Source organism: Prevotella dentasini JCM 15908 (genome assembly GCF_000614065.1).
Classification (GTDB): domain Bacteria; phylum Bacteroidota; class Bacteroidia; order Bacteroidales; family Bacteroidaceae; genus Prevotella; species Prevotella dentasini.
On sequence record NZ_BAKG01000003.1, the window covers coordinates 1 to 25,403 of the forward strand.

A 25,403-nucleotide genomic window follows, 5' to 3' on the forward strand; every position below is an offset into this window, starting at 1 on the left:
CGCGAAAGATAAATGCGGACAGACTTGCGAGCAGGCTATGCGGACAGTCCCCGTGCCTGTCCGGACGCGAAGGACAAATGCGGACAGACTTGCGTGCAGGCTATGCGGACAGGCCCCGCGCCTGTCCGGACGCGAAGGATAAATGCGGACAGACTTGCGAGCTGGCTATGCGGACAGGCACGGGGCCTGTCCTACAGGAAGGGTGAGTTGTCGGTGTATAGGGAGGGCTGTTGGGAATTTTCTTCCTGATGTCAGGGATAGGCTTTCCCGATAGGTCAAACCGGCTTTTTCGTGTAGCGAACAAGGCTTGTTGATAAGGCGAAAACGGCACTTTGGATGGGCCAAAATACCGTTTTCGTTAGATAAGGTTGGGATGTGCTGTGAATCAAGACGTTAAGATGTATAAGGACTTTCGGATATTCAGGGAGGAAAGATGGGTGTTCATAACCGGAAATGTGGAGAGATGGGAGGATGATAGGCACGGGGGAAAAGATTTTTTGGGGATATTTCGGATATTCCTCTTGCCGAGGCCCTATTTCCTTTTTTCCTTGAAAAAGCGTTGCATGATTTCCCTGCACTCTGCTTCCATCACTCCCCCGACCGTGTTGGCGCGTGGATGGAGGGCATGGGGAGCATATTCGAGGTAGCCGCGTTTCTCGTCACGGCAACCATAGACGACACGACGCACCTGTGCCCATCCCAAGGCACCTGCGCACATCGTGCAAGGTTCTACCGTAACGTAGAGTGTGCAGTCTTGCAGATATTTTCCGCCCAGTTCGTTGGCTGCCATCGTTATTGCCTGCATTTCGGCATGGGCAGTAACGTCGTTGAGAGTCTCGGTCAGGTTGTGTGCCCGTGCGATGATGCGGTCACGACAGACTACCACCGCCCCGATGGGTATTTCTCCCTCCCTGTAAGCTGCCTCTGCTTCGGCAAGTGCCCTGCCCATATAGTATTCATCCTTTTTTATTTGCTCTTCTGTGCTCATATCGTGTAGTTGAGATAGTCTTGGCTATCAAGAAATATTTTAATTTTCTTTTCCGAAAAAGGGACTTCGGCTTCTGTATGCCGGTTGACTGGACTCGCCTTGCCGGCAGTAGCGCGTGTCCGCTCCAATGGGGTGGATGACTTAGCCTGTCTTGGTGAGCTTTTTCTGAAGTCAGGCAGAGGGGCTGTCTGCCCGGTGCCCGTATGTAGACAAACCTCGCCGACAACCGCTGCGGTACGGTCTTGTCCCTGCATACGGATGCAAAAGTACGTTTTTTATTTTGTTTTTCCGAAAGATAGCCTTAACTTTGTAGAATTGAAACGGAACGGCGGAGCACAGGAAAACGGGTTTGCCCGAAAATGGCAAGCCTTTCCGGCTCTACATTTCCCTCTGTTTCTCTCAACCTCCGAAGTATATGGCACAGCACAACGATTTAGGACGATGGGGCGAGGACCTTGCCGAGAAATATCTCCGCGAGGGCGGCTACCGTGTTCTTGCACGTGATTGGAAGCATGGGCACCGCGACCTTGACATCGTTGCTATAGAAAACGATGTACTCGTCATAGTAGAAGTGAAGACCCGTTGCAACGAACGGCATGCCGATGCCGACATGGCTGTAACGCCACAGAAGGTGCGGTCGCTTGCGATGGCAGCCAATGCGTATGTAAAAAACTATTGTTTCGACGGCGATATACGCTTTGACATCATCACCGTGGTGGGGACGCCGGAGACGGGCGTCGAGGTGCGCCATGTGAAGGATGCGTTCTTGCCGTTTGTGTAGGCTGTAATTCACAATCCATCATTCAAAATCCGTAATTCGGATGGGTGTTTGGGGTTGCGTCTTCGGGGAAGCGGTGGAAGCCGAAACGGATTGAAGTGTCGATAAAATAGAGGTATGAAGATATACGATACAATAAAAAGTCTCTTTGGAAAGAAAGAGGAAGACAATGCCGTGAAGATAATCCGCCTCGGAGAGACGGGGAGCACCAACGACTATCTGCGCAACTATCAACCCGGGGAGGGGGAGGAAATGACGGTCGTTGTGGCCGACTACCAAAGCGAGGGGCGCGGACAGGGCAGTAACCGATGGGAGAGCGAGGCTGGCAAGAACCTGCTGTTCTCTGTCCTGCTCCATCCTGTCCATGTGCCGGTGGTACGGCAGTTCCTGTTGTCGGAGTTCGGAGCTGTAGCCCTGAAAGACGCTCTCGGAAACTATGTCAGGGAAGGCATTACGCTGAAATGGCCCAACGACATCTACTGGAATGACCTTAAGCTGAGCGGAACGCTGATAGAAACGAGGCTTAGTGGGGGAAGAATTAGGGACTGTATCTTTGGTGTAGGGCTGAACGTTAACCAGACTGAGTTTCGGAGCGACGCTCCCAATCCCGTCTCGCTGTGCCAGATACTCGGCCGGGAGATAGACCGCGACGAGCTTTTGGGGTGCATCGTCTCATCGTTCCGCCGGCTCTATCCGCAGCTGTTGGGCGGCGGCTATATCGACTTGCCTGCCCTCTATCACGACTCTCTCTACCGCAAGCACGGTTTCCATTCCTTTACCGACAACAACGGAGAGTTTGAGGGTGCCATCGTGGAAGTAGAGGATGACGGACATCTCGTTCTCCGCGACCGGGAGGGAGTAATCAGAAGTTATTTATTTAAGGAAATAGAATATGGCAAGATTTAAGAGAATCCTCCTCAAGCTCTCTGGCGAGAGTCTGATGGGCAACCAAGGCTACGGCATTGATGCCGGGCGACTGAGCGACTATGCGCGTCAGATTAAAGAAGTGCACGAGATGGGCGTACAGATAGGTATCGTGATAGGCGGCGGCAACATCTTCCGCGGACTCAGTGGCAGTCAGAAAGGCTTCGACCGCGTGAAGGGCGACCAGATGGGCATGTGTGCCACGGTAATCAACTCCCTTGCATTGAGTTCCGCACTTGGGGCCATCGGTGTGAAGTCGAAGGTGATGACGGCTATCCGCATGGAGCCTATCGGCGAGTTCTACAGCAAGTGGAAGGCCATTGAGGCGATGGAGGCAGGCTGCGTCTGTATCTTCTCGGCCGGAACGGGCAACCCTTATTTTACGACCGATACCGGCTCAAGCCTGCGTGGAATAGAGATAGAAGCCGACGTGATGCTGAAGGGTACGCGTGTGGATGGTATCTATACCGCCGACCCGGAGAAAGACCCTACGGCAACGAAATTCAGCGAGATAACCTACGACGAGATTTATAACAGAGGACTAAAGGTGATGGACCTCACGGCAACAACCATGTGCAAGGAGAACAATCTGCCTATCTATGTCTTCAATATGGATGTTGTGGGTAATCTGAAGAAAGTCATGGACGGTGAGGAAATAGGTACGCTCGTACATAATTAAAGCCTCATCCCCATTATTCTTCCCTGTATGAACTACACCTCAAAAGTATACATCAAACTTTTGGGGTGTTTTTCATACATGGGAGGAGAAATTGATAGTTTTATAAGCGCAATAAGGCAGTGTTTAGAATTGCTCCATGTGCCATACCTTTTAATGGGAAAATAGGTAATTATGGTGGTATAGGATTTATCTAAACAAAAAAACTTTATAGCAAACAAGAAACAATGGCAAGGAAATTTACCAAGTCCGCATTAATATTAATTTCTGTGGCAATTTCTCTTTGTCTAATCTTAGAATCCTGCAGCACAAGTGCAGGATTCACTTCTGGCTATAGTCGGTTAGAAAACAGCGAAAAGGCAAGAGTTATGTAAGGTATAAATACAGTAAACGCTTCTACGAAGAACTGACAGGAACAAAGTATAAATTTATATATGGGATTCTATATTTCAAGCAGGGCATATTTGCTGGTTCATACCGAATGGTTGATGAAATTCCCGATGGCAGATAAATAAAACAAATTATAGTTTAAGAAAATACAAGAAATTACTTCCTAAGAATAATCTCAGATAATATTCAACGCAAGTTTATCGCCAAACCATCAACTTTTTATTTGTATATGGGTTTACTTCTAAGACAGAGCACTATATTCAATATAATATAGTAAAATCTCCCTTTCCTGTTGATAGCGGCAGGGAGGCAGTCCACGGCAATACTACTACTCTTCGGTAAAGTCTACATACTCACCCTCATTGTCCTTGATAACCTGCCGGTGGCGTTTCGCTTCGGGACGTTGGTCTACGATAATGTTTCCGTCGGCATTGGGATGCTGTTCCTGTTCGTGCTGAAAATCACCCTTGAAGCGATGAACGGTGCGGTGAATCTGCCTGTAGAAACTATAGATAATCCAACCGATAACCGCCAAGAAAGCGATAAAAACGAAGAGGGCAAACTTGAAGAAAAACATAGGCTGTTGTTGAACGAGGTGAACTTTACCTTCTGATGATAGCAGAAAGAACTACGTACCATGCAATGATGATGGCAAAGGCCGATATACCGAAACAGGCAAGAAGCGGACAGCACGTCATCAGGAAGATGTATTTGACTTCATTTCCTTTCCATCCCCACTGCTTGAACTTCAGGGCGAACATCGGAATCTCGGAAACCAAGAGCCACGAACTGACGAAAAGTCCTGCCACAACGATAAAGACCATCCACGGATAGCTCTCTATCCACTGTCCGGCACCGACAACGAGTGAACCCCAGAAAAGGGCGTTGGCAGGTGTAGGTAGTCCGATGAAGCCGAGAGCCTGACGCTCGTCGAGGTTGAACTTGGCAAGGCGGAGTGCCGAGAAGGCCGCCATGATGTAGGCGGCGAAAGGCAGGAAGCCGCGCAGGGACTCCATGAAAGCAGGATACTCCATGACCTGAAGCTCGCTGAAGACGATGGTTGCCGGTGCAACACCGAAGGTGATGTCGTCGGCAAGCGAGTCCAGTTCTTTCCCTATGGGCGAGCTGACGTGCAGCAGCCGCGCTGTCATTCCGTCGAAGAAGTCGAATACGGCTCCGATGATAATCCACAGAAGAGCCATCTCCGCATTTCCTGAGAAGGCGTATGTCGTAGCCACGCAGCCTGAAATGAGGTTGCAGCAGGTTATGGCGTTGGGAATATGTTTCTTGATAGACATTGTCGGGTGATGGATGTTGGATGATAAGTGTTGGATAGCGGTGGATTGATATGTGGAGTGGTTGCGGATGGTGCAGGCAGGGAAATAAAAGAGAGGGACTCTTGCGAAGTCCCTGCTATGCTTTTGGCTTACTTCAGTCTGGCAATGACGGTCTGGTCGCCCGTCGTGCTCTGTCCCATCTTTACGCAGATTTCGGAATCTATAGGAAGAAATAGGTCTACGCGGCTGCCCAGCTTGATGAAGCCGAGGTGCTCGTCGATGTAGCAGTCTTCTCCCTCCTTGGCGTATGTAACGATGCGCCGGGCCACTGCCCCTGCAATCTGACGGCACAATATGTCGCGCCCGTCGGGGGTTGTTAGCATGGTGTCGGCATGTTCGTTCTCCTCGCTTGCTTTTGGCAGCCATGCCTTATGGAAGTTTCCGTCGAAGTGCTTGACGAATTTCACCTTGCCGTCTACGGGAAACCAATTGGCATGGACGTTCCACAGACTCATAAAGATGGAAACCATGAGCCGCTTGTCGTGGAAGTATTCGTTTTCCTCCACCTCCTCTATGACGACAATATGACCGTCGGCAGGAGCTACGACAATCTTTTCGGTATCCTCGCCTCCGTAGTATCGGATAGGGCAGCGGTAGAAGTTGAGTACAATTCCGTATATTGTTCCGAATACGGCAACAAATAACCAGAATACAATCTTGGCAGGAACGGCAAACCATAGAATTAGTGCCGTGAGGGCAATGCCGATAGCTCCGTAAAGCAAAGTGTTGGTTCCTTCGTGATGTATTCTTATTTTCTTGAACTTCTTTTTAATTTTTCCCATGGTGGAGGGTCAGTTTCTTGTTTGCTGCAAAGGTACTCCTTTTTTGTTGTTCCTGCAAATTTTTGACTTTATTCCTTGGAAGTGCTGTTCTTTTGTTGTAACTTTGGAACTTAATTTCTCGTAAGGAAAGAATATGGAAGATTTCGTACATTTACATGTCCACACCCATTATTCCATCTTGGATGGTCAGTCGAAGGTGCCCTACCTTGTAGACAAGGCCGTCAGGGACGGCATGAGAGGTATGGCGATAACCGACCATGGCGTCATGTTCGGCATCAAGGAGTTTTCCGACTATTGCGCGAAAATCAACAGAGAACGCAAGAAGGAGGGACTTGAGCCTTTCAAGCCCATATTCGGATGTGAAATGTACGTTGCCCGCCGTAGGAAGACGGACAAGCAAAAGGAGATGCACGACAATTCGGGCTATCACCTTATAGTACTGGCGAAGAACTATAACGGCTATAAAAACCTTATACAGCTCGTGTCGAGAGCATGGGTTGACGGCTATTATTACCGTCCGCGAACCGACCGTGAGGATTTGGAGCGTTTCCATGAGGACCTTATCGTCTGTTCGGCGTGTATTGCCGGTGAAGTTCCTTCGAAGATTCTGCATGGCGACATAGAGGGTGCACGCGAGGCTTGCCAGTGGTATAAGCGTGTGTTCGGCGATGATTACTATCTGGAACTGCAACGCCACGAGGTGAAGGACCCCCATCTGGTAGCCAACCGGGAAGCGTTCCCCCTACAGCAGAAAGCCAACAAGGTACTCATGCAGTTTGCCGAGGAGTATGGCATCAAGCTCGTCTGTACGAACGACTGCCACTTTGAGGACAAGGAAACCGCCGAGGCGCACGACCATCTGCTCTGTCTCTCTACCAATGAAAATCTGAACGACCCCAACCGCATGCGCTACTCGAAGCAGGAATGGTTCAAGACGCGTGCCGAGATGAACGAGGTCTTCAGCGATATACCCGAGGCAATGGCGAATACGTTGGAGATTCTTGACAAGGTAGAGGCTACAGCATAGACAATGGCCCTATTATGCCCTTCTTCCCTATACCAGAGAGCTTTGGAACAGAGGAGGAATGGCGCGAGAAGTTTTCGGAGGAGGACTTGTATAAGGAATTTACCTGCGACGAGAATGGCGAGAATCCGTTGAGCGAGGAAGACGGACAGGCGGTCATTGAGCGGTTGGGAGGATATGGAAAGATATACCGTATAAAGTTCGAGGCCGACTATCTTGCCAAACTGGCATACGACGGTGCAAGGAAGTTGTATGGCAATCCTCTGTCGGAGGAGGTGGTCAGCCATATCCGATTTGAGTTGCACGTGATGAAGACAATGGGTTTCCCCGGCTACTTCCTGATAGTTCAGGACTTTATCAATGCAGCCCGGCAAGAGCTGGGGGTCATGGTGGGTCCGGGGCGTGGTTCTGCGGCCGGGTCGGTTGTGGCTTATTGTCTGGGAATTACGAAGATTGATCCACTTAAGTACGACTTGCTGTTTGAGCGTTTCCTGAATCCTGACCGTGTCAATCTTCCTGATATTGATACCGATTTTGACGACGACGGACGTGGAAGAGTGCTCCAATGGGTGATGGATAAGTACGGACACGAGAATTGTGCCCATATCATCACTTATTCTACAATGGCGACCAAAAACTCCATCAAGGACGTGGCGCGTGTCGAAGGTCTGCCTATCGCTGTCTCCAATGCCCTCTGTAAGGCTATTCCCGAGCGTCTTCCTGACGGCATGAAGATGAATCTGGCCAATGCTATCAAGTGTACGCCACAGTTGCAGGATGCCGAGGTGAGCGAGGACTTGAGGGAGCGGAACACCATAAAATATGCCAAGATGCTGGAGGGAACAGTCCGCGGAACTGGCATACATGCCTGCGGATTTATTATCTGCCGCAATCCCATTAGCGACTGGGTACCCGTTTCGACGGCCGACGACCCCGATTTTCCGGGAAAGAAAGTGCCTGTAACACAGTATGACGGACATGTCATTGAGACGACGGGACTTATCAAGATGGACTTCCTCGGCCTGAAGACATTGTCAGAGCTGAAAGAAGCCTGTAAGGTTATCAAGCAGACGAAGGGCGACATCATCGATTTGGATAATATTCCCATTGACGACGAGCTGACCTATCAGCTCTATCAGCGTGGTCAGACCATCGGAACGTTCCAGTTTGAGTCGGCAGGTATGCAGAAGTATCTGCGTGAATTGCATCCTACGGTCTTTGAGGATCTTATTGCGATGAACGCCCTCTACCGTCCGGGACCGATGGATTATATTCCCGATTTCATCAGGCGCAAGAACGACCCGTCGCTTGTCAAGTACGACATACCGTGTATGGAGAAGTATCTCAAGGATACTTACGGCATTACGGTCTATCAGGAGCAGGTGATGCTCTTGAGCCGGCAGTTGGCTAATTTCACCCGGGGAGAGAGCGATGCCCTCCGTAAGGCAATGGGAAAGAAAAAGAAAGCCATTGTTGATGCGATGAAGCCGAAGTTCATCAAGCAGGGACAAGAGAACGGACACGATCCGGCCGTGCTTGAAAAGATATGGAGCGACTGGGAGAAGTTTGCCAGTTATGCGTTTAACAAGTCGCATGCAACCTGCTATTCGTGGGTGGCCTATCAGACTGCCTACCTGAAAGCCCATTACCCTGCGGAGTATATGGCTGCGCTGATGACGCGCCGGTTCAGTCAGATTACCGAGATAACGAAGCTGATGGAGGAGTGCAAGGCGTTGAAGATTGCAACCTTGGGTCCCGACGTGAATGAAAGTCAGATGGGATTTGGTGTGAACAAAAGGGGAGAGATACGTTTCGGACTATCGGCCATCAAGGGTATGGGAACGAGTGCGGCAGAGGCCATTGTCCGCGAACGCGAGACGAATGGACCGTATAAGGATATTTTTGATTTTGCAGAGCGAGTTGATCTAACCAACGTGAACAAGGGAGCTTTTGAAAGTCTTGCCTATAGTGGAGGTTTCGATAGTTTTGGCTTACAGCGCGAACAGTTCTTTGCCCTGAATGGGAAGAATGAGACCTTTATCAGTACCATTGTGCGCTATGGGCAGCTGTTTCAGCAAGAGCAGGCCGAGCAGCAGAACTCGCTGTTTGGTGGTGCCGATGCAGTGGAAGTGATGCACCCGGTTGTCCCGAAGGCCGAGAAATGGGCTACGATTGAGAAGCTGAACAAGGAGCGAGAGCTGGTAGGTGTCTATCTTTCGGCTCATCCGCTTGACGAGTATAGTGTCATCCTGAACAATATGTGCAATACGCATTGTCAGGAAATAGGACGGGGAGCCGACCTTGAAGGCCTTTCCAAGCGCGACGAGATTACCTTTGGAGGTATCGTTACGTCTGTTGACGAGCGTTTTTCCCAAAAGACGGGGAAGCCGTTTGGCTTTGTTACCATTGAGGATTTTGAGGGTTCGGGAGAGCTGGCCCTCTTCGGCGATGATTGGGCACGGTGGAATGGCTGATGAAGGTAAATTATACTATCTATCTGAAAGCCAAATGTCAGCCGCGTTACCGAAACAGCAATATTTTTGAACTGAAGGTGCAAAATGTAGAACAGCTTTACGACGTAAAGGCGCACCGCTTGGAACGCTTTACCATCTCGTTGGATGCTACCTCGCTTGATGACGAGTTTGTTTCTGAACTCTCAACCGTGGTCGGTGAAAGTGAAGGCAACACGCAGCTCTATATACAATTGCGGACACCCGACCAGAACAATATCCTGCTGCATAGCCGCAACCGTGGCATTAACGTTGACCGACAATTGATAGATTTTGTTGCTGCCAATGAGAAGTTGGAGTATCATATTAACTGACACAATCTTTTTTGGCATGATATTCGCTTGTACATATTCATATAATTAAAATATATTTATCAACAAAGAAAAACGAATAACAATGGAAGTAGAAATTACAACCGAGAACTTTGAGACTTACAAGAATGGTGAATTGCCATTAGTTGTTGACCTGTGGGCTACATGGTGTGGCCCTTGCAAGATGGTCGGCCCAATCATCTCCGAACTCGCCAATGATTACGACGGCAAGATTGTCGTGGGCAAGTGCGACATAGAAGATAATGACGACGTAGCCATTGAGTTTGGCGTACGCAACATCCCTACTATCCTGTTCTTCAAGGGCGGACAGCTTGTAGACAAGTTTGTCGGTGCTGCATCGAAGGACAAACTCGATGAGAAGTTTAAGGCACTGCTGTAAAACAGAGGAAACCGTAAAAGGAAAAGAGCATCAAGGCTTCAGCTTTGGTGCTCTTTTTTTAGTTGTTCATAATGTGAACAAGTTATGTGGACGGGCTACGAATACAAGCTCTGTTGCTTGGTCGCTATAAGTAATAGCGTCTGAAAATTTCTTATTGTATTGGTTTTCGGGAATGGACGGGCGATACTCAGAAACATAGAAGAATGTTAGAAGCTGATGAGTCGACTGCCGTCTTCCTGTTCTTCTATTGTAACCTTGATGACATTCTCGGGCAAAACGGTCTCAATAAGCTCCGGCCATTCAAGCAGACAAAGATGGCCGCTATAGAAATAGTCCTCGTAGCCCATGTCGTAGACTTCTTCCAGCTTCTTGATGCGGTAGAAGTCGAAATGATAGATGGGGTTGTTCTCTCTGTCGGTGTATTCGTTGACGATGGCAAAGGTGGGAGATGTAATCACGTCCTCAACACCAAGAACTTCGCAGATAGCCTTGATGAAAGTCGTTTTTCCTGCTCCCATCTTGCCGTAGAAGGCAAATACCTTTCTTGTACCGATATTCTTTATAAATTCCTCTGCTGCCTCATGTATATTTTTGAGGCTGTTTATTTTGATTTCCATTTTGTAATAAATGTCGTAGTTTGTCGTTTTCTATCCTCTTATCTTTTCCTTGGTGTCAGCGTAATCAGAGGAATAACCATCTCTTCGATGGAGATTCCACCATGCTGGAACGTGTCCTTATAGTAGGAAACATAGTAATTATAGTTGTTAGGATAGGCGAAAAAGGCATCGCCCGTTGCAAAAACGTAACTCGTGCTGAGGTTGGGGGAGGGGAGTTGTGCCTGTTGCGGATTCTTGATGGCGAATACTTCCTTAGGATTATAGCTCAGATTCTTGCCGAGTTTATAGCGCAGATTCGTATTCGTATTGCGGTCGCCGATAATCTTGACGGGCTGTGTGGTGCGGATTGAACCATGATCTGTTGTGAGGACAATCTTGTAATCGGACTGAGCCAGTTCGCGGATAACATCGGCAAGGACGCTGTGCCGGAACCAACTAAGTGTTATTGATCGGTAGGCACTTTCGGTGTTGGCCAGTTCGCGTATCATTTTCATTTCCGTGCGGGCATGAGAGAGCATGTCGATAAAGTTGACAACAAGCACGTTCAGGTCGTTTTGGTCAAGATTCCTGAATTGCTGCATGAATTTCTCAGCCCCCGCGGAGTCGTTAATCTTGTGGTACGAGAACTTATCGTGACGGCGATAGCGGTCTATCTGTGTCTGAATCAGCGGCTCTTCGTTGAGGTTCTTGCCCTCTTCCTCATCTTCGTCTACCCATAATTCGGGAAACATTGAGGCTATCTGGAGGGGCATCAGTCCGCTGAATATGGCATTGCGTGCATATTGTGTGGCTGTCGGGAGAATACTCATGTAGAGGTCTTCTTCTATGTCGAAGAGGTCGCCGATTTCCTCTGCCAAGGTTCTCCACTGGTCAAATCGGAAGTTGTCAATAACGATAAGGAACACTTTGTTTCCTTGGTCTATCAAGGGAAAGATATGCTGCTTGAAGATGTCCGTGCTCATCACGGGCCGTTCGTCTGTCGTTCTTTGCTTCTGATTAGTCCGAAACTTCTCCGCCAGTCCGCCAGTCGGTTTTGGGGCAACCCAGTCAAGATAGTTTTTGGATATGTATTTGGCAAATCCTATGTTTGCATCCTCCTTTTGCATCTTCAGCATTTCAGTCATGCTGCTGTCGGCACTGCTTAGTTCGAGTTCCCATTTGACGAGACGGCGATACACATCCTTCCAGTCGGCGAAGCTGCGGCAGTCGCTTATCTGCATGGCTATCTGCTGATACTCTTGCTGATAGCCACTTTGGGCAACTTCCGTTACTATTTCCCGGCGATGAATGTTCTTTTTCAGACTTAGGATTATCTGATTGGGATTGACCGGCTTAATCAGATAGTCGGCTATTTTCGAGCCTATAGCCTGATTCATAATGTCCTCTTCCTCGCTCTTCGTAACCATTACGATGGGCGTGGCAGGCTGTATTTCCTTGATTTGCTGAAGGGTTTCAAGTCCCGACAAGCCGGGCATCTGCTCGTCAAGCAGTATGAGATCGAAGGTCTGTGCGTGGCATTGGTCAATTGCATCCGTGCCATTGCTGACCGTGATGACCTCGTATCCTTTCTTTTCCAAGAAGATAATGTGAGCTTTCAGCAGCTCAATTTCATCATCTACCCAGAGCAATAGTCCGTTGTTCATATCTGTTTTCTTCCTTTCTTTTGTTTCTTGGGATGGGAGAATGTCATTGTCCGGCGAAGCGTATGTGAACTTAAAAACCGTCAAGGTCGTAGTACTCGTCGTCTACATCGTCAAGTGCAGGCTCCTGTTTTTTCTTTTCAGGTGCTTGCTGTGGCGTATTGTCGTCGTCGAAGTAGAATACCGGCTCGTCAGGATTGTTGGCAGGAGGAGTCGGCTCGGGCTTCTTCGGCTGTGGAGGCTGTGGAGTTTCGGGGGCAGTCTCTTTCGTCTCACTGTCCGAGTTGTCCTTTTTTTCTGCCGGTTTCGGTGTATTCGGCTGGGCCGGATTTGGAGTCTTAACCTTCGGCTCAGGCTTCTCCGGTGTGGAAGGTTGCTGCTGAGGCTCTTCCAGCGGAATGATATTCATGTTTTCTACAGGCAGTTTTGCAGGCTCGTCTATAGGGATGACATTGGTTTCCTCCGTCGGTTTCTGCTGTTCGTCCGTTGGAATCTCAATCGTATTGTCATCTGTCGGTGCGGCCGGTTCTTCCTTTGGAGGAGTCTGTGGAGCAGGTTCTGGTTTCGGAGCTTCCTGCTTTGGTGTTGCCGGAGTTTCCTTTTGCACAGGTTGCTCTACAGGAATCGTCAGTTCATTGACAGGCTTTTCGGGTTCGGCTGTTTGCTCTTCGTCTGTCGGTATGACCATATCCAATGGTGGCTCCACCTGCTTCTGCTCCTGCATGTTGAGGTCGCGTTCAGTCGGATTACGGTCTTCTATCTCCTGTTGCAGGTCTCGCTCGCGCGGTGTTGCCACCTCGGCAGGTTCGGAGAGGAGGTATTGCTGTGTAACCTTGAGTGGTGCGAAGTGTTGGGCATAGAAATCATCGTAGTCCTTATAGCTGAAGGCTGTGCCAATGAGCTGTAGGTTCTTGTCGCTGATGATGATTCCGCGTGCCGTTTTGCCGAATTGCTCTACTACAGCCCTCGTGTCGAAAAGCTGACGGGCGTACTGGTAAGCCTCGTCAAAGCTGCGGAACCCTGCTATCTGGAGCTGGTGGAGACCTTCCATATCCTCTATGGTCATGTCGAAGTTGCGCACAAGGAAGTTGGTGAAGTTGAACCGTGCCATCTCGAAGAGGAGTTTGTTCTCCTTGAGCGAGTCGGGATGATACAGAAGCAGGAACTTGAAATCGGCTATGCGGTCGGGCGAGAACTTCGCTTGTCTGATACTGTCGCTGTCGTTGAGTACATTGGCACGGTAGTTCCATACATCGTCAAGGTCGAACCGCCCGTTGCGGAGCTTCCTTCCGGCCTGTACGCCATTGACTATCATACCTGCCATCTCGCTGATACGGCTCTGCGGATATTTCTCCACAACCGCCTTCATGTCCGATACGCAGCCATTGGCATCGCCGTTGTTTAGTTTGCTGAGTCCGCCGATGAAGAGGAATTTGTCGCGGTTCGCTCCCATCGGGAAGCGGCTTTCCGAGATACGGCTGTTGGCAGCCACCTCACCATACCTGTTTGCTTTAAAGGCATCATACGTGGCAGCATAGAGCGAGTCTTCAATATGTACTCCGAACTGGGCGTTTTGCGTGTAGTAAGGGTCAGTAAGGAGAGTGGTCAGCTCGCTTTTCGGATAGGCCGACTTCATCTTTTCTATATAGCTGTCGGCTGTCGCAGGCTGATTGCGCCGCATATACAATAGGTACAGATGGTAGAAGACTTCGTCCATTTTCTCGTAGTCGGGGTAGTTGTCGCTGACGCGGCGCAGGGCTTTCTCGGCGAGGGTGAGGTTGTCGAGCTGGTCTTTGAAGATAACGCCCGACTGGTGCAGCCCCTCTTCGAGAATCAGGTTGCTTGCTTTGAGCTGTTCGGGTGTGAAAGGAATCTGCGCAAGATAGTATTCGCGTTTGTGCGGATCGTTCTGTGCAGAGTCCGTAACGTGCTTGATGGAGTCAAGAAGTGCCTCGGCCCTGTCAATGGAGTCGCGCTGCTCGTCGGTCAGTTCGGCCATGTCGGAATTCGAGCCGATATTGCCGACCACGGTCTTGTTGATGCGTCGCCAGTTGTCTATGTTCTCCCGCTTGCCCCATAGCTGTTGGAAAGTGGTCTTACCCTGTTGCACCGCTATCGGGTTATAGAAGTACCAAGTGCTGTTCTGTTGGTTGGTCCGCTGTTGAGGAGCATTTTGGGGCATGTTGCCCATGCCGCCGTTCTTTTGCTGTTGTTCCTGTGCTTCCTGTTCGGCCTGTCTGTCGCGTTCTTCCTTTTCCTTTTTCTTCAAGGCTTCTATGACGCGGTCAATAGCCTCGAAGCGTTCTTTCTCCGGGCATTTTGCCAAGTACTGAAGCGAGTCTTGTAGCTGTACGGCGTCGGTAAAGGGCACCAGCTCATCCAGAATTTTGGAGCGTTGGGCGAGTTGTTCGTAGTCCTTGCGGTCCTTGTCAAGCAGACCTAACGCCTCGTTGTAGCAGCGACGGGCATCGCCGAACTTTTGTTTTGCCCAGTAAAGGTCGCCAAGGTGTAGCAGCAGCACGCCTTTCTCTATACCGCTGCGTACCGCTTTCTTGTTGCCTTGTTCGTAGGCCGATATGGCCGACATGGTGTCTTTTTCTGTCAAGTAGATGTTGCCCATGGCGTAATATACTTGGTCAAGATACTGCTTGTTGTTGTCCGAAGCCGCCATCCGCTTCAGTTTTGAAATCATCTTCCGGCTCTGTCCTGCCGCCATCACTTCGGTTTCGGCTATCCGGGCATTGAACTCCAGTTCGTAGGGAGGGTTAGAGCGTATGACGCGTCGGAACGCTTTCTGTGCTTCCTGCCTCTTCCCGGTTGCCGCCAGAAGCTGTCCCAAAAGATACAGCTCGCGTGCACGCTGCTTCCGTCGCATCTCGTGCTTGATAACTTTCCGCATATACGGAACGGCTTTCTCAAGTTCGCCGGTGTGAATATAATAGTCGGCAAATGTGTAGTCCCACTCCTTCACCGCACGCCAGTCGAGGGAATCGCGCTTCATGTTGCGGATAACGTCTTCGGCATCGTAGAGCCATCCCTCCTCTATATAGCATTTCGCGAGCCATGCACGTGCCTTTCCGTAGATGGCGGGCTGTCCCTTGTAGAGGCGGCTCATGTAGGCAAAGGTAGATGCCGCCTCGTCGAAGGCACCTTTATGGAATTGCGACCGCCCCATCAGCAGCCATGCTTTCCATAAAAAAGGGTTATACTCTCGCCGCGACAGCCACTCTATGTCCTTCTCGGTCTTGCGTCTTGTCTTGTTCCATTCGGGTCTCCGCTTGATGCTGTGTCTTGCGATGGCTTTCTCAGCTTTGGTGATGGCACGTTCAAAGTTGGTTTTTCCAATCTCCTTGCTGTCTTTGTTGCCGACTGTATAGAGCGGAATGAGTTCGGTAAAGTTATCTTTGTTTCCGTTCTCCTTCTCCAGAGAACCGTCAATATAGGCTTGCGCACCGTTATAATAGGTATTGTAACGGGCATTGAACGCGTGCCACCAACGCGACTGCGAGGTGTTTTTATTGGTAGAGCAGCCGACAACCGTCATCAGGACGACTGCCAACAGCAGTGGGGCGATATATCTTGTAGTCTTTTGCTTCACGTAATTATTAACTCTGTTCTGCCGTGTTTATTGCCTTTTCGAGAGAGAATGGTGCTCCTTGCTACCCGGTTGCAGGACGGCGAAGCGGCCCATTTGCGGACGGTAATTATAATTTGGTGTTGTGAATGATGATTCTTGAATCGTCCTATTCCTCCATCATGGCTATCAGTTCGTCCTTTATCTGATTGGGAACATTAATGCCCCGGAGAATGAGGCTGCGGTTCCATCCTTTCGCCTCTTCGGGCCGCATCGTATAGAGAACTTCGCTGAACTCTTCGGCCTCCTCGGGCGAATAGTCGGTAGAGGCCCGCCCTTTGAATCGGTCGAGTTCCTCGTCGTCGTAATACTCTATGGGCTTGGTAGCAGCTTCCATCATGCAGGTCTGCTCGCAGGCTTCGTCGTCTCCGTTGCAGGTGGAGCAGTCGCCTTTGGCTATTACTATCTGGTCTTCCTCGCCTCCTTTCCGTTTGGAGAAAAGGCTGATGCCCCCTGCGAGTACACCCAAGGCGGTGATGGCCGCAATGCTCAGTAGTATAATGTTCATAAGTCGGTGGAAGTGTGCAGTTAGTCGGTTGTGTCTGTCTTCTCTATCGTGAAGCCTGCCTGCCGGAGGTCGTCCCAATAGTGGGGATAGGACTTCGACACTACTTCGGGATGGTTGATGCGAATCTCTCCGAGGCGGAGGGCGAGCGGAGCGAACGCCATCGCCATCCGATGGTCCTCGTAGGTCTCAATGACGGGCTGTGTCTGTGGCTCGCATCGTTCTCCGTCCCATGTCATTTCACCGTCTTCGGTGTCGTGGAGGACATAGCCGAGTTTCTGCATTTCTGTTTTCATTGCCTTTATGCGGTCAGTCTCCTTGATTTTGAGGCTTTTCAGTCCCTCGAAGTGGAAGGGGATGCCCAGCACGGGGCACGCAGCGATAAGCGTCTGGGCTAAGTCGGGCTGATAGTTGAAGTCGTAGTCGATTTGGGGCAGGGTGCGGTTGTTCCGCGACAGGTGTACGTTCGTAGGGAGTTCGCTGCCTTTCTCCTCGAAGACCGTTTTCACACCGAGCAGCGAAAATATGTATTTGACGGCAGCATCGCCCTGCCGGGAAGCGTCTTTCAGCCCCGGCAGCGTAATCTTCGCTTCGGCATCGGTGGTGAGGGCGAGCATCTCATACCAGTAGCCGGATGCTGTCCAGTCGTTTTCTATCGTGTACGGGCGGTCGGCATAGTGCTGGGGCGGAATGGAAATGGTGTCCACATCGCTCCATTCGGCCTTCACGCCATATTCGTGCATCACGTGCAGCGTCAGGTCAATGTAGGGTCGGGATACGATTTCGCCTATGAGGCGGAGCTGCAAGCCTTTTTCGAGAGTGGGGGCTACCATCAGCAGTGCGGAGATATATTGCGAACTGACATTGCCGGGTATCTCTGCCGTTCCTCCTTCGAGCTTTTGGCCGCGGATGCGGAGTGGGGGAAATCCTTCTTCGTTTTCGTATTGTATGTCTGCACCGAGAAAGCGGAGTGTGTCTACAAGAACCTTGATGGGCCGGTGGCGCATGCGCTCTGTTCCGGTAAGGACATGTTCTCCCTCCGTGGTGCTGAGATAGGCTGTCATAAAGCGCATGGCCGTTCCCGATGCCTTGATGTCGATGGTATGGGGACGGTCTTTCAGGGCGCGGACAATGACTTCTGTGTCGTCGCAGTCGGAGAGGTTGTCGGGCCGTGCCTTACCTCCTGCCAGTGAGTGGATGATAAGCGCGCGGTTGCTGATGCTTTTGGATGCCGGCAGCGAGATGGTGGAACGAAGAAGGGTAGGGGCTTTGACGATATATTGCATATTGTTTGTCGTGTTTGACGCGTGTTGCCTTTCCCTCTGAATAAATGCTTAGGGAATAGGGGGGAGCAACGCTGATGTGTTGTTTTATATCTGACAAAATTACGAAATAAACTCGTGATAGATGAAAAAAGAAGTCGAAAAGTTTGCTAATGTCTTAAAAAGTAAGTAATTTTGCAGTGCAATAAAGAAATCGGGATGTAGTTCAGTAGGTTAGAATGCTGGTCTGGGGGACCAGTGGTCGGGCGTTCGAGTCGCCTCATCCCGACAGAAATATGGGGATAAGTCTTTGTACTTGTCCCTTTTTCTTTGCCCTATAAAGAGCCGCTCTGACCGATTTTTCGTTTTGTTGGAGCAGAAGAAGGGGGATAAGTTATTATGGCTTATCCCTCTTTTGGGGTTAAAATAAGGGAGTATATGCGTGAATGGTACTTGAGAGTACTTGCGAAAAGAATATGATAACAGCAATATGATGCACTATTTAGGAGAAATTATTTCATTGGGAGTTGCCTTCTCTTGGACGATAGCAGCCATGTCGTGCGAAGTGGCAAGCAAACGGCTCGGAGTGGTCGTTACCAACGTGTGGCGAATGGGACTTGCCCTCGTGCTGTCCTTGCTGCTGATGTGGTGGTTTACAGGCGATGCGCTGCCTGTTCATGCCACTTACGATACGTGGCTGTGGCTGTCGCTCTCGGGCGTCGTGGGCTATTTCCTCTGCGACTGGTGTCTGTTCAACAGTTACTTGGTAATAGGCTCGCGCTACGGACAGTTGTTTATGACCCTCGCGCCTGTGTTTACGGCTTTCTGCGCATGGGTGATGATGGGGCAGAAAATGAACTTCATCAGTCTGATAGCAATGATTGTAACTATCTCGGGTATAGCCATCTCGGTGTTGAGCAAGGGAGACGGAAAGCACAAAGTGGCGTTGCAGCTTCCTCTGAAGGGTGTGCTGCTCGGCATCGGTGCCGGAATGGGACAGGGCGTAGGCTATGTACTGAGCCTTATAGGGCAGGAATATTACAAGGCAGACGTGCAGGCTGTGGTGTCGGAGAGCGACTGGCAGGGAATGGAAGGCTACATGCCGTTTGGTGCCAACCTCATCAGGTGTGTGGCAGGTCTGCTCTGCTGGAGTATCTGGTTGATACTGAAGGGAGACGGCCCTCGCTGGGCAGGGAGCGTAAAGAACCTGAAGGGAATGTTGGCCATGGTGGTTGCCGTACTTTCAGGGCCTTTTATCGGAGTCAGTTTCTCGCTGATGGCAGGCGAATATACCAATCCCGGTATTGCGAGCACGCTGATGGCGACCAGTCCGATTATGATTCTGTTGCCGGCTCATTACTTTTTCCATGAGAAGATAACACTGAAGGGAGTTGTCGGGGCGGTCATCTCCGTGGTGGGTGTATCGCTGTTCTTCATCTGATTGTGATGGTTTCGGCTTGCGAAAGGGGCTTGCTGACCATGTGAAAGAGGCACTTTCGCATGGTCAGCAAGCCCCTTTCGTTTTGTCTTTCTAATCGTCTGGCTCTTAGAGTGTTGTAAGGACGTTATTCTGTCTTGTCTTTCTTGCTGCATGAAGTCGTTTTATTCTCTGTCGCCATCGTACTTTCTGTCTTTTCTCGTCAGTTGCTGATGGATACAGATTGCAGCCTTATAGTGTGTGCATGTCGGCTTGGAGGATAAGGGAAGTCTTGCTGACGGCAAAGCTGTCTGTTCCCTTGCCGTTGCGGAAAAAGGAAGAGGGGGCTACCTCACGGTTGTCCCCTCCTTTTCATCATGAAATTTAATAGGTATGAACTTTATAATTTGCAGATGATTCCTTCTTTGGTGCCTCGTATGAACTCCACGATATTGCGAATCTCCGGTGAGTCGGGCACCTGCTGGTCTATCTGGATGCAGGCGTCGAAGACGGATGTCTGACCGTGGAATACCAGACGGTAGGCATTGGCTATGTGCTTGAGAATCTTCTCGTCTACGCCTCTTGAGCGTCCGATGGTGTTGTTCACTCCGCCGTATGCTATAGGTGTGCCTCCGGCAATGATGTAGGGCGGAATGTCCTTGGCGAAGGTGGTGCCGGCCTGAATCATTGAGTACTGGCCTACACGGGTCTTGGAGTTTGCGATAACACTGGACGAGAAGATGGCGCCGTCGCCAATTTCGCAGTCGCCGGCAATCTTCGTGCCGTAGCCGAAGACGCAGTTGTTGCCGACAACGGTGTCGTGGCTGATGTGTGCACCCTCCATGAGGAAGTTGTTGGAACCGATGACGGTCTTGCAGCCTCGGTGGGTGGCGCGGTTGATGACTACGTTCTCGCGGATGATATTGTTGTCCCCGAGTATCAGCTCGCTCTTCTCGCCTACAAAGTTGAAGTCCTGTGGCAGGGCGGCAAGCACTGCTCCTTGGTGAATCTTGTTGCTGTTGCCCATCCGTGTCCCGTTGAGGATGCTCACGAAGGGGAAGATAATGCAGTTGTCGCCAATGACAACGTCATCCTCTATGTACGCGAAGGGGAATATCTTGCAGCCGTTTCCTATCTTTGCTTTAGGAGATACTTCGGCTCTTGGGCTTATTTCGCTGCTCATAATCTTGAATATTGAATGTTGATTTATTGATGATGGCCTGATTCCGGCAATCAGATTGCAGGGCACGGAACGCGTGGCAGGCCGGTTGCCCGGGATGGGCAGGCGTGGCCGGGTGTCCCGTCAGGCACATTCCCTCCTTTCGGAGGGGCTTGGGGAGACTGTTATTTAGAGCCTCCGCCCAGTGCAGAGTACAGGCTGACGATGGACTGCAGCTTGGTGAACTGGTCCTGAATCTGAGAGATTTGGGCGTTCAGGAGATTCTGCTGTGCGGTGATGACCTCAAGATAGCTGCTTGAACTCTGCTTGTAAAGGAGTTCCGTATGCTCTACGTTCTTCTTTAGAATGTCTACCTGCTGCTGTTCCAATTTGTTCTTCTCGTCGGCAGCGTTGTATGCCACAAGGGCATTGCTGACCTCGGAACCTGCGGTAAGGATGCTGTTCTGCCAAGTGTTGTAGGCCTGTTTGTACTGGTCTTCCGATACTCGGAGGTTGGCTCTCAGCTTGCCTTGGGCGAAGATGGGCTGCGTCAGACTGGCAACGGCGGTCAGGAGAAGTTTGCCCGGGTTGACCATCCCGTTGCTGTTGGTCCATGCGCCGGTAGGAGAGATGTTCAGGGAGGGATAGAACTGTGCACGCGCGTTTTGTACCATGTAGAAGCATTGTGCCAGTGCCATTTCCTTAGCATGGACATCGGCACGGTTGCTGAGTAGTTCTACGCCGATGCCGCCGGAGAAGTTGGTCGGCAGGCTCTGCTTGTCGAGCGAACCGCGGGCTATGGCCTGTGCCGGCTCACCGAGGAGAAGGCTGAGCGTGTTTTCTGTTTCGCGAATCTGCCGCTTGATGTCTGCTGCCTGTGTCTGAACTCTGTAATAGGCTGCCTCCGCACTCTGCACACTGGTGGAACGGGCGCGTCCCAGTTCCATCTGGAGCTTCATCATGTCCCATGTGTCCTTGGTGAGGTTTTGCATGTTGGCTACAATCTCGTTCTGACGGTCGAGCATCAGCAGCGTATAGTACAGGTTGGCAATGTTGCAGACGAGGTTGGTCTGTACGGTTACCTTGTAGTCCTGCATCTGAATGAGCGACATCTGTGCCGCTTTCTTGGCAGAACGGAGCTTTCCGAAGAGGTCTGCGTTCCAGCTGGCAGTGATGGGCAGGGTATAGGAGCGGGTTGCTTCGGTATGCGAACCGAAGTGGGAGATGGTTCCTGTCGGTGCAAAGGCAACGGAAGGAGGAACGCCAGTTTCGAGGTCTTGAGCTGTTGCTCGGCTATATCTATGTTGAGGGCAGCGTTCAACAGGTCAGGATTGTTGTCGAGAGCTTTCTCTATGAGTGTCTGTAGCTGTGGGTCGGTAAAGACGCTGCGCCATGGAAGATTACCGAAGTCGTTGGCTCCTTCGAGCGTGGCATGGTCGTTGACTGGGTCGCGGACGATGCCGTCAGTCTTCACTTCAGGACGCTCATAGTTGCCATACAGGCTTTTGCATCCTGTCAGGGACAGGGCTGCAAAGGCGATGATGATGATATTTGTTTTCTTCATTGAAGTCTTTGTTTTATGGGAGTTGAGGATTTGGAAGCGAAAAGGAGTCAGGCTCTTGTGCCTTTCCTCTTGTTGGGGGTGGAGGCTTGGGTGTCTTGGGCAGGCTGTATTGCTCTTGACTTCCTTTCGCTTCTTTGTCTCCTTGTGTTCTACTCTTCTATCACGTAGTCGCGAGGTGCGCCTTTGGTGTACTGCTCCAGTTCCTTGGCTGCATCCTTGTTGTCTTCATCCTCGAATACCAACGGCTTGATGCGCTCTTGCAGGTATTGGAAGAAGGCAAACAAAGCAGGTACGATGAATATTTGGCAGAGTGTACCAATCAGCATACCGCCCACAGCGGAAGCACCGAGGGTCTGGTTTCCGTTTCGGCCTACGCCACTGGCGAACATCAATGGCAGCAGACCGATAATCATGGCCAAGGAAGTCATCAGAATAGGACGAAGGCGTGCGCCTGCGCCAAGGATGGCAGCGTACTTGATTGCCATACCTGTCTGGCGGCGTTCGAGGGCGAACTGCACAATGAGGATGGCGTTTTTGGCCAGCAGACCAATCAGCATGATTAGGGAAATCTGCATATATACGTCGTTGCTGTGTCCGAAGAGCATCGTGAAGATGAACGCTCCTGCCAGACCGAAAGGAATGGAAAGGATAACGGCCAGCGGCAGAATGTAGCTCTCGTACTGCGCACTCAGAATCAGGTACACGAAGACGATACAGAGAACAAATATCATTGCCGTAGAGTTGGAGGACTCCTGCTCGGATCGGGTCAGGCCAGAAAAGTCGTAGCTGTAGCCTTGTGGAAGTTTCTCTTTGGCTACTTCCTCAACTGCCTTGATGGCCTGACCGGATGAATAGCCCTCAGCCGGAGTGGCATTGACGGAGATGGAGGTGAAGAGGTTGAAGCGTGCGATGTTGGATGGGCCGTAGACGCGCTTCAAAGTGCAGAACTCGCCTACCGGGGACATGCCGTTGGTGGTGCGGACATAGATGCTGTTCAGTCCTGCTTCGCTCATACGGCTTTCCGGCGTACCCTGAATCATGACGCGGAACAGCTTTCCGTAGGCATTGAAGTTGGAAGCATACATACCTCCATAATACCCTTGCAGTACGGAAAGGATGGCTGCCGGTGATGTCCCCGCCTGCTTTGCCTTGGCTACATCCACGTCTACCATGTACTGAGGATAGTTAGGATTGTAGGTTGTCAGCGCACGGCTGAACTCCGGACGTTCGCCGAGGGCCTTCAGATAGTCCTGTGCTATCTGGAAGAACTTATTCAGGTCGCCGCCCGTTCTGTCCTGCAAGGAGAACGTAAGACCGTTAGACATGGCGAAACCTGACACCATCGGTGGTCCGAAAGCAATAATCTTGGCTCCCTTGATGCTTGAGGTCTGCTTGTAAATCATGCCGAGCACCATATTGGAGGAGGTAGGGTCAATGAACAGACCTGCGATGCCTGCGCCCGAGAATACTGCCTTGATGCGGTCGAACATTCCATATTCACGCTCAGCGAACGGCTTCAGCTTGATGATAAAGGTTGCCTGATCAGATCCCTGACCCGCGAGGAAGTTGTAACCTACTATCTGCTCGCGACGCTCTATGTAGGGATTGCTTGCCAACATGGCGTCAATCTGGTCGGTAACCTTTTGGGTTTCAACTTGAGAGGTGCCCGGTGGGAGGGAGACCATGGCAAAGAGTGTACCCGTATCTTCGTCGGGGATGAGTCCGGTCTTGGTAAATGACATGGAGACAACCAAGGCTACGATACCGACAACGACGGATGCACCGGCAACAACGCTGTGTTTGATGATGTTCTCTACGCCTTTCTGATATTTCTTGTTAATCTTATCGTACTGCACATTGAACGCTGCGTGGAAGCGGTCAACGAGAGACAGCTTCTTCCCTTCCTCGTCCTTGCTGTGTGGTTTCAGGAACATGGCACAGAGGGCAGGGGAGAGCGTCAGGGCGTTCAGGGCCGATATGACGATTGAAACCGCCATCGTAACACCGAACTCTCGGTAGAATGTACCTGCTGTTCCACCGATGAAAGATACAGGGACAAACACAGCAGACATCACCAAAGTAATGGAAATGATAGCTCCTGATATTTCGTTCATGGCGTCAATGGAAGCTGAAAGCGCGCTCTTATAGCCGAGGTCGAGCTTGGCATGGACAGCCTCAACGACCACGATGGCATCGTCGACCACGATGCAATTGCCAAGAGCAGGGCGGAAAGCGTCAGCAGGTTGACCGAGAAGCCGAATACCCAAAGGAAGAAGAACGTACCTATCAGGGCAACCGGCACTGCTATCATCGGAATCAGCGTGGAGCGGAAGTCTTGCAGGAAGACATACACTACGAAGAAAACGAGTGCCAGCGTAATCATCAAGGTGAAGACAACCTCCTCAATAGAAGCAAAGAGGAACTCGGTAACGTCCTGTTCGATGGTAACCTTCATTCCCGGCGGCATCTGCTTTTGGGCATCGGCAAGCGCGGCCTTCACGTCCTTGGCTATCTGTGTGGCGTTCGAACCGGCAATCTGGTTGACCATGCCTATGACGGCAGCCCGATTGTTGTTCTTCATAGCCACGGAATATTGCAGACCGCCCAGTTTCACGTCGGCAACATCGCGCAAGTGCAGCGTCTGACCGCTGGTATTGCTGGAAATGATAATGTCGCCGTACTCTTCGGCAGTCTTCAGGCGGCCCTTATAGCGCATGGTGTATTCATACTTCAGGTTACTTTGCTCACCGAAAGAACCCGGAGCGGCCTCAATGTTCTGTTCTGCCAGAGCCGCCGAGATGTTGGAGGGAACAAGCCCGTACTGCTTCATCTTGTCCGGCTTCAGCCATATACGCATGGAGTAGCTCTTCATACCGGGCGTCTGAACGTCTCCGACGCCATTGATGCGCTTTACCATCGGGACGATGTTGATGTTGTTGTAGTTCGTCAGAAACTCGTCATCGTATCGTCCGTCGTCGGTTGTCAGAGAGTACATCAGCACGTTGGAAGTCTGCCTTTTCGATACGGTAACGCCGACGCGCGTTACTTCTGCCGGAAGCAGAGCCTGTGCCAGAGAAACTCGGTTCTGCACATTGACGGCAGCCATGTTGGGGTCTGACCCCTGCTTGAAGTACACCGTAATCATGGCCGAGCCGGCATTGGTAGCCGTTGAAGTCATGTACGTCATGTTCTCCACACCGTTTATGCTCTCCTCCAAGGGTGTAATGACAGAGTTCAATACCGTCTGTGCATCGGCACCTTGGTATGCTGTCATAATGGAAATCGTAGGAGGAGCAATGTCGGGGTATTGCTCAACAGGCAGCGATACCAATCCAATCGTACCGAGAAGTACGAATACAATGGAAATCACCGTTGAGAGCACCGGTCGTTTTATGAAATTAGTAAATGTCATAATCTCTTTTTATAATGTTGAACTGGGACTTTAGAATAGGGAACACCTTGCCGGAGCAACTTTGAACCGGGGA

15 protein-coding genes, 1 tRNA gene and 3 pseudogenes are annotated in these 25,403 nt (G+C 50.7%); 7 read left to right on the plus strand and 12 right to left on the minus strand.

All coding sequences use genetic code 11. From position 1 onward, the window contains the following. Positions 1 to 532: 532 nt before the first annotated feature. The gene (locus JCM15908_RS01855; RefSeq protein ID WP_025002042.1) at positions 533 to 988 is read right to left on the minus strand and encodes a nucleoside deaminase; all 456 of its coding nucleotides are present in this window, start codon (positions 986 to 988) and stop codon (positions 533 to 535) included. Between the two features lie 415 nt (positions 989 to 1,403). On the opposite strand from JCM15908_RS01855, the gene JCM15908_RS01865 reads away from it, so the two are divergent. The 3 genes from JCM15908_RS01865 to pyrH all read left to right on the plus strand — a co-directional run bounded on the left by JCM15908_RS01865 (position 1,404) and on the right by pyrH (position 3,369). After that, positions 1,404 to 1,769 (plus strand): YraN family protein, encoded by a 366-nt coding sequence (locus JCM15908_RS01865; RefSeq protein WP_025002044.1) that lies wholly within the window; start codon positions 1,404 to 1,406, stop codon positions 1,767 to 1,769. A gap of 114 nt (positions 1,770 to 1,883) precedes the next feature. After that, on the plus strand, positions 1,884 to 2,672 hold the full coding sequence (locus tag JCM15908_RS01870; RefSeq protein WP_025002045.1) for a biotin--[acetyl-CoA-carboxylase] ligase: 789 nt from the start codon (positions 1,884 to 1,886) through the stop codon (positions 2,670 to 2,672). Further along, positions 2,659 to 3,369 carry a UMP kinase gene (pyrH, locus tag JCM15908_RS01875; protein WP_025002046.1) on the plus strand — a complete coding sequence of 237 codons (711 nt, stop codon included), beginning with the start codon at positions 2,659 to 2,661 and terminating at the stop codon, positions 3,367 to 3,369. The genes JCM15908_RS01870 and pyrH overlap by 14 nt, the downstream gene beginning before the upstream one ends. 715 nt (positions 3,370 to 4,084) lie before the next feature. Here the strand turns inward: pyrH and JCM15908_RS01880 are convergent. From JCM15908_RS01880 to JCM15908_RS01890, 3 genes are all read right to left on the minus strand, one after another. Beyond that, a complete protein-coding gene (locus tag JCM15908_RS01880) occupies positions 4,085 to 4,333 on the minus strand; it encodes a DUF4834 family protein (protein WP_025002047.1) in 249 nt (82 codons plus the stop codon). 25 nt (positions 4,334 to 4,358) lie between these two features. Next, positions 4,359 to 5,054: a CDP-diacylglycerol--serine O-phosphatidyltransferase gene (gene pssA / locus JCM15908_RS01885; RefSeq protein ID WP_036892591.1), complete on the minus strand. Its 696-nt coding sequence runs from the start codon at positions 5,052 to 5,054 to the stop codon at positions 4,359 to 4,361. Positions 5,055 to 5,182: 128 nt separating this feature from the next. After that, positions 5,183 to 5,875 (minus strand): phosphatidylserine decarboxylase family protein, encoded by a 693-nt coding sequence (locus tag JCM15908_RS01890; protein WP_025002049.1) that lies wholly within the window; start codon positions 5,873 to 5,875, stop codon positions 5,183 to 5,185. 133 nt (positions 5,876 to 6,008) lie between these two features. Here JCM15908_RS01890 and dnaE point away from each other — a divergent pair. Further along, positions 6,009 to 9,723: pseudogene (gene dnaE / locus JCM15908_RS11675) on the plus strand (DNA polymerase III subunit alpha). 82 nt (positions 9,724 to 9,805) lie between these two features. Beyond that, positions 9,806 to 10,120, plus strand: coding sequence for a thioredoxin (gene trxA, locus JCM15908_RS01900; protein WP_025002050.1), 315 nt, complete (start codon positions 9,806 to 9,808; stop codon positions 10,118 to 10,120). Between the two features lie 206 nt (positions 10,121 to 10,326). Here the strand turns inward: trxA and tsaE are convergent, their stop codons facing one another. From tsaE to JCM15908_RS01925, 5 genes are all read right to left on the minus strand, one after another. Then, the gene (gene tsaE, locus JCM15908_RS01905; RefSeq protein WP_025002051.1) at positions 10,327 to 10,737 is read right to left on the minus strand and encodes a tRNA (adenosine(37)-N6)-threonylcarbamoyltransferase complex ATPase subunit type 1 TsaE; all 411 of its coding nucleotides are present in this window, start codon (positions 10,735 to 10,737) and stop codon (positions 10,327 to 10,329) included. Between the two features lie 38 nt (positions 10,738 to 10,775). Next, positions 10,776 to 12,380, minus strand: a complete 1,605-nt coding sequence (porX, locus tag JCM15908_RS01910; protein WP_025002052.1) for a T9SS response regulator signal transducer PorX — start codon at positions 12,378 to 12,380, stop codon at positions 10,776 to 10,778. Between the two features lie 70 nt (positions 12,381 to 12,450). Then, entirely contained in the window at positions 12,451 to 15,975 is a 3,525-nt protein-coding gene (gene porW, locus JCM15908_RS01915) for a type IX secretion system periplasmic lipoprotein PorW/SprE (RefSeq protein ID WP_025002053.1), read from the minus strand. A gap of 145 nt (positions 15,976 to 16,120) precedes the next feature. Then, a complete protein-coding gene (locus JCM15908_RS01920; protein WP_025002054.1) occupies positions 16,121 to 16,519 on the minus strand; it encodes a hypothetical protein in 399 nt (132 codons plus the stop codon). Positions 16,520 to 16,539: 20 nt separating this feature from the next. Next, entirely contained in the window at positions 16,540 to 17,802 is a 1,263-nt protein-coding gene (locus JCM15908_RS01925; protein WP_025002055.1) for a 3-phosphoshikimate 1-carboxyvinyltransferase, read from the minus strand. A gap of 191 nt (positions 17,803 to 17,993) precedes the next feature. Between JCM15908_RS01925 and JCM15908_RS01930 the strand changes: the two genes are divergently transcribed. Both JCM15908_RS01930 and JCM15908_RS01935 read left to right on the plus strand, forming a co-directional pair. After that, positions 17,994 to 18,067, plus strand: a tRNA-Pro gene (locus JCM15908_RS01930). A gap of 201 nt (positions 18,068 to 18,268) precedes the next feature. Beyond that, entirely contained in the window at positions 18,269 to 19,219 is a 951-nt protein-coding gene (locus JCM15908_RS01935; RefSeq protein WP_306303694.1) for a DMT family transporter, read from the plus strand. Between the two features lie 376 nt (positions 19,220 to 19,595). Here the strand turns inward: JCM15908_RS01935 and lpxA are convergent, their stop codons facing one another. The 3 genes and pseudogenes from lpxA to JCM15908_RS11685 all read right to left on the minus strand — a co-directional run bounded on the left by lpxA (position 19,596) and on the right by JCM15908_RS11685 (position 25,330). Further along, positions 19,596 to 20,378 carry an acyl-ACP--UDP-N-acetylglucosamine O-acyltransferase gene (lpxA, locus tag JCM15908_RS01940; RefSeq protein WP_025002057.1) on the minus strand — a complete coding sequence of 261 codons (783 nt, stop codon included), beginning with the start codon at positions 20,376 to 20,378 and terminating at the stop codon, positions 19,596 to 19,598. 161 nt (positions 20,379 to 20,539) lie between these two features. After that, a pseudogene (locus JCM15908_RS11680) lies at positions 20,540 to 21,918 on the minus strand (efflux transporter outer membrane subunit). Positions 21,919 to 22,067: 149 nt separating this feature from the next. Beyond that, positions 22,068 to 25,330: pseudogene (locus JCM15908_RS11685) on the minus strand (efflux RND transporter permease subunit). Between the last annotated feature and the right edge of the window lie 73 nt (positions 25,331 to 25,403).

Bases quoted from the DNA above. Each gene is read 5' to 3' on its own strand.
- JCM15908_RS01855 (WP_025002042.1), bottom strand. From the start codon at position 988: ATGAGCACAGAAGAGCAAATAAAAAAGGATGAATACTATATGGGCAGG.
- JCM15908_RS01865 (WP_025002044.1), top strand. From the start codon at position 1,404: ATGGCACAGCACAACGATTTAGGACGATGGGGCGAGGACCTTGCCGAG.
- JCM15908_RS01870 (WP_025002045.1), top strand. From the start codon at position 1,884: ATGAAGATATACGATACAATAAAAAGTCTCTTTGGAAAGAAAGAGGAA.
- pyrH (WP_025002046.1), top strand. From the start codon at position 2,659: ATGGCAAGATTTAAGAGAATCCTCCTCAAGCTCTCTGGCGAGAGTCTG.
- JCM15908_RS01880 (WP_025002047.1), bottom strand. From the start codon at position 4,333: ATGTTTTTCTTCAAGTTTGCCCTCTTCGTTTTTATCGCTTTCTTGGCG.
- pssA (WP_036892591.1), bottom strand. From the start codon at position 5,054: ATGTCTATCAAGAAACATATTCCCAACGCCATAACCTGCTGCAACCTC.
- JCM15908_RS01890 (WP_025002049.1), bottom strand. From the start codon at position 5,875: ATGGGAAAAATTAAAAAGAAGTTCAAGAAAATAAGAATACATCACGAA.
- trxA (WP_025002050.1), top strand. From the start codon at position 9,806: ATGGAAGTAGAAATTACAACCGAGAACTTTGAGACTTACAAGAATGGT.
- tsaE (WP_025002051.1), bottom strand. From the start codon at position 10,737: ATGGAAATCAAAATAAACAGCCTCAAAAATATACATGAGGCAGCAGAG.
- porX (WP_025002052.1), bottom strand. From the start codon at position 12,380: ATGAACAACGGACTATTGCTCTGGGTAGATGATGAAATTGAGCTGCTG.
- JCM15908_RS01920 (WP_025002054.1), bottom strand. From the start codon at position 16,519: ATGAACATTATACTACTGAGCATTGCGGCCATCACCGCCTTGGGTGTA.
- JCM15908_RS01925 (WP_025002055.1), bottom strand. From the start codon at position 17,802: ATGCAATATATCGTCAAAGCCCCTACCCTTCTTCGTTCCACCATCTCG.
- JCM15908_RS01935 (WP_306303694.1), top strand. From the start codon at position 18,269: ATGATGCACTATTTAGGAGAAATTATTTCATTGGGAGTTGCCTTCTCT.
- lpxA (WP_025002057.1), bottom strand. From the start codon at position 20,378: ATGAGCAGCGAAATAAGCCCAAGAGCCGAAGTATCTCCTAAAGCAAAG.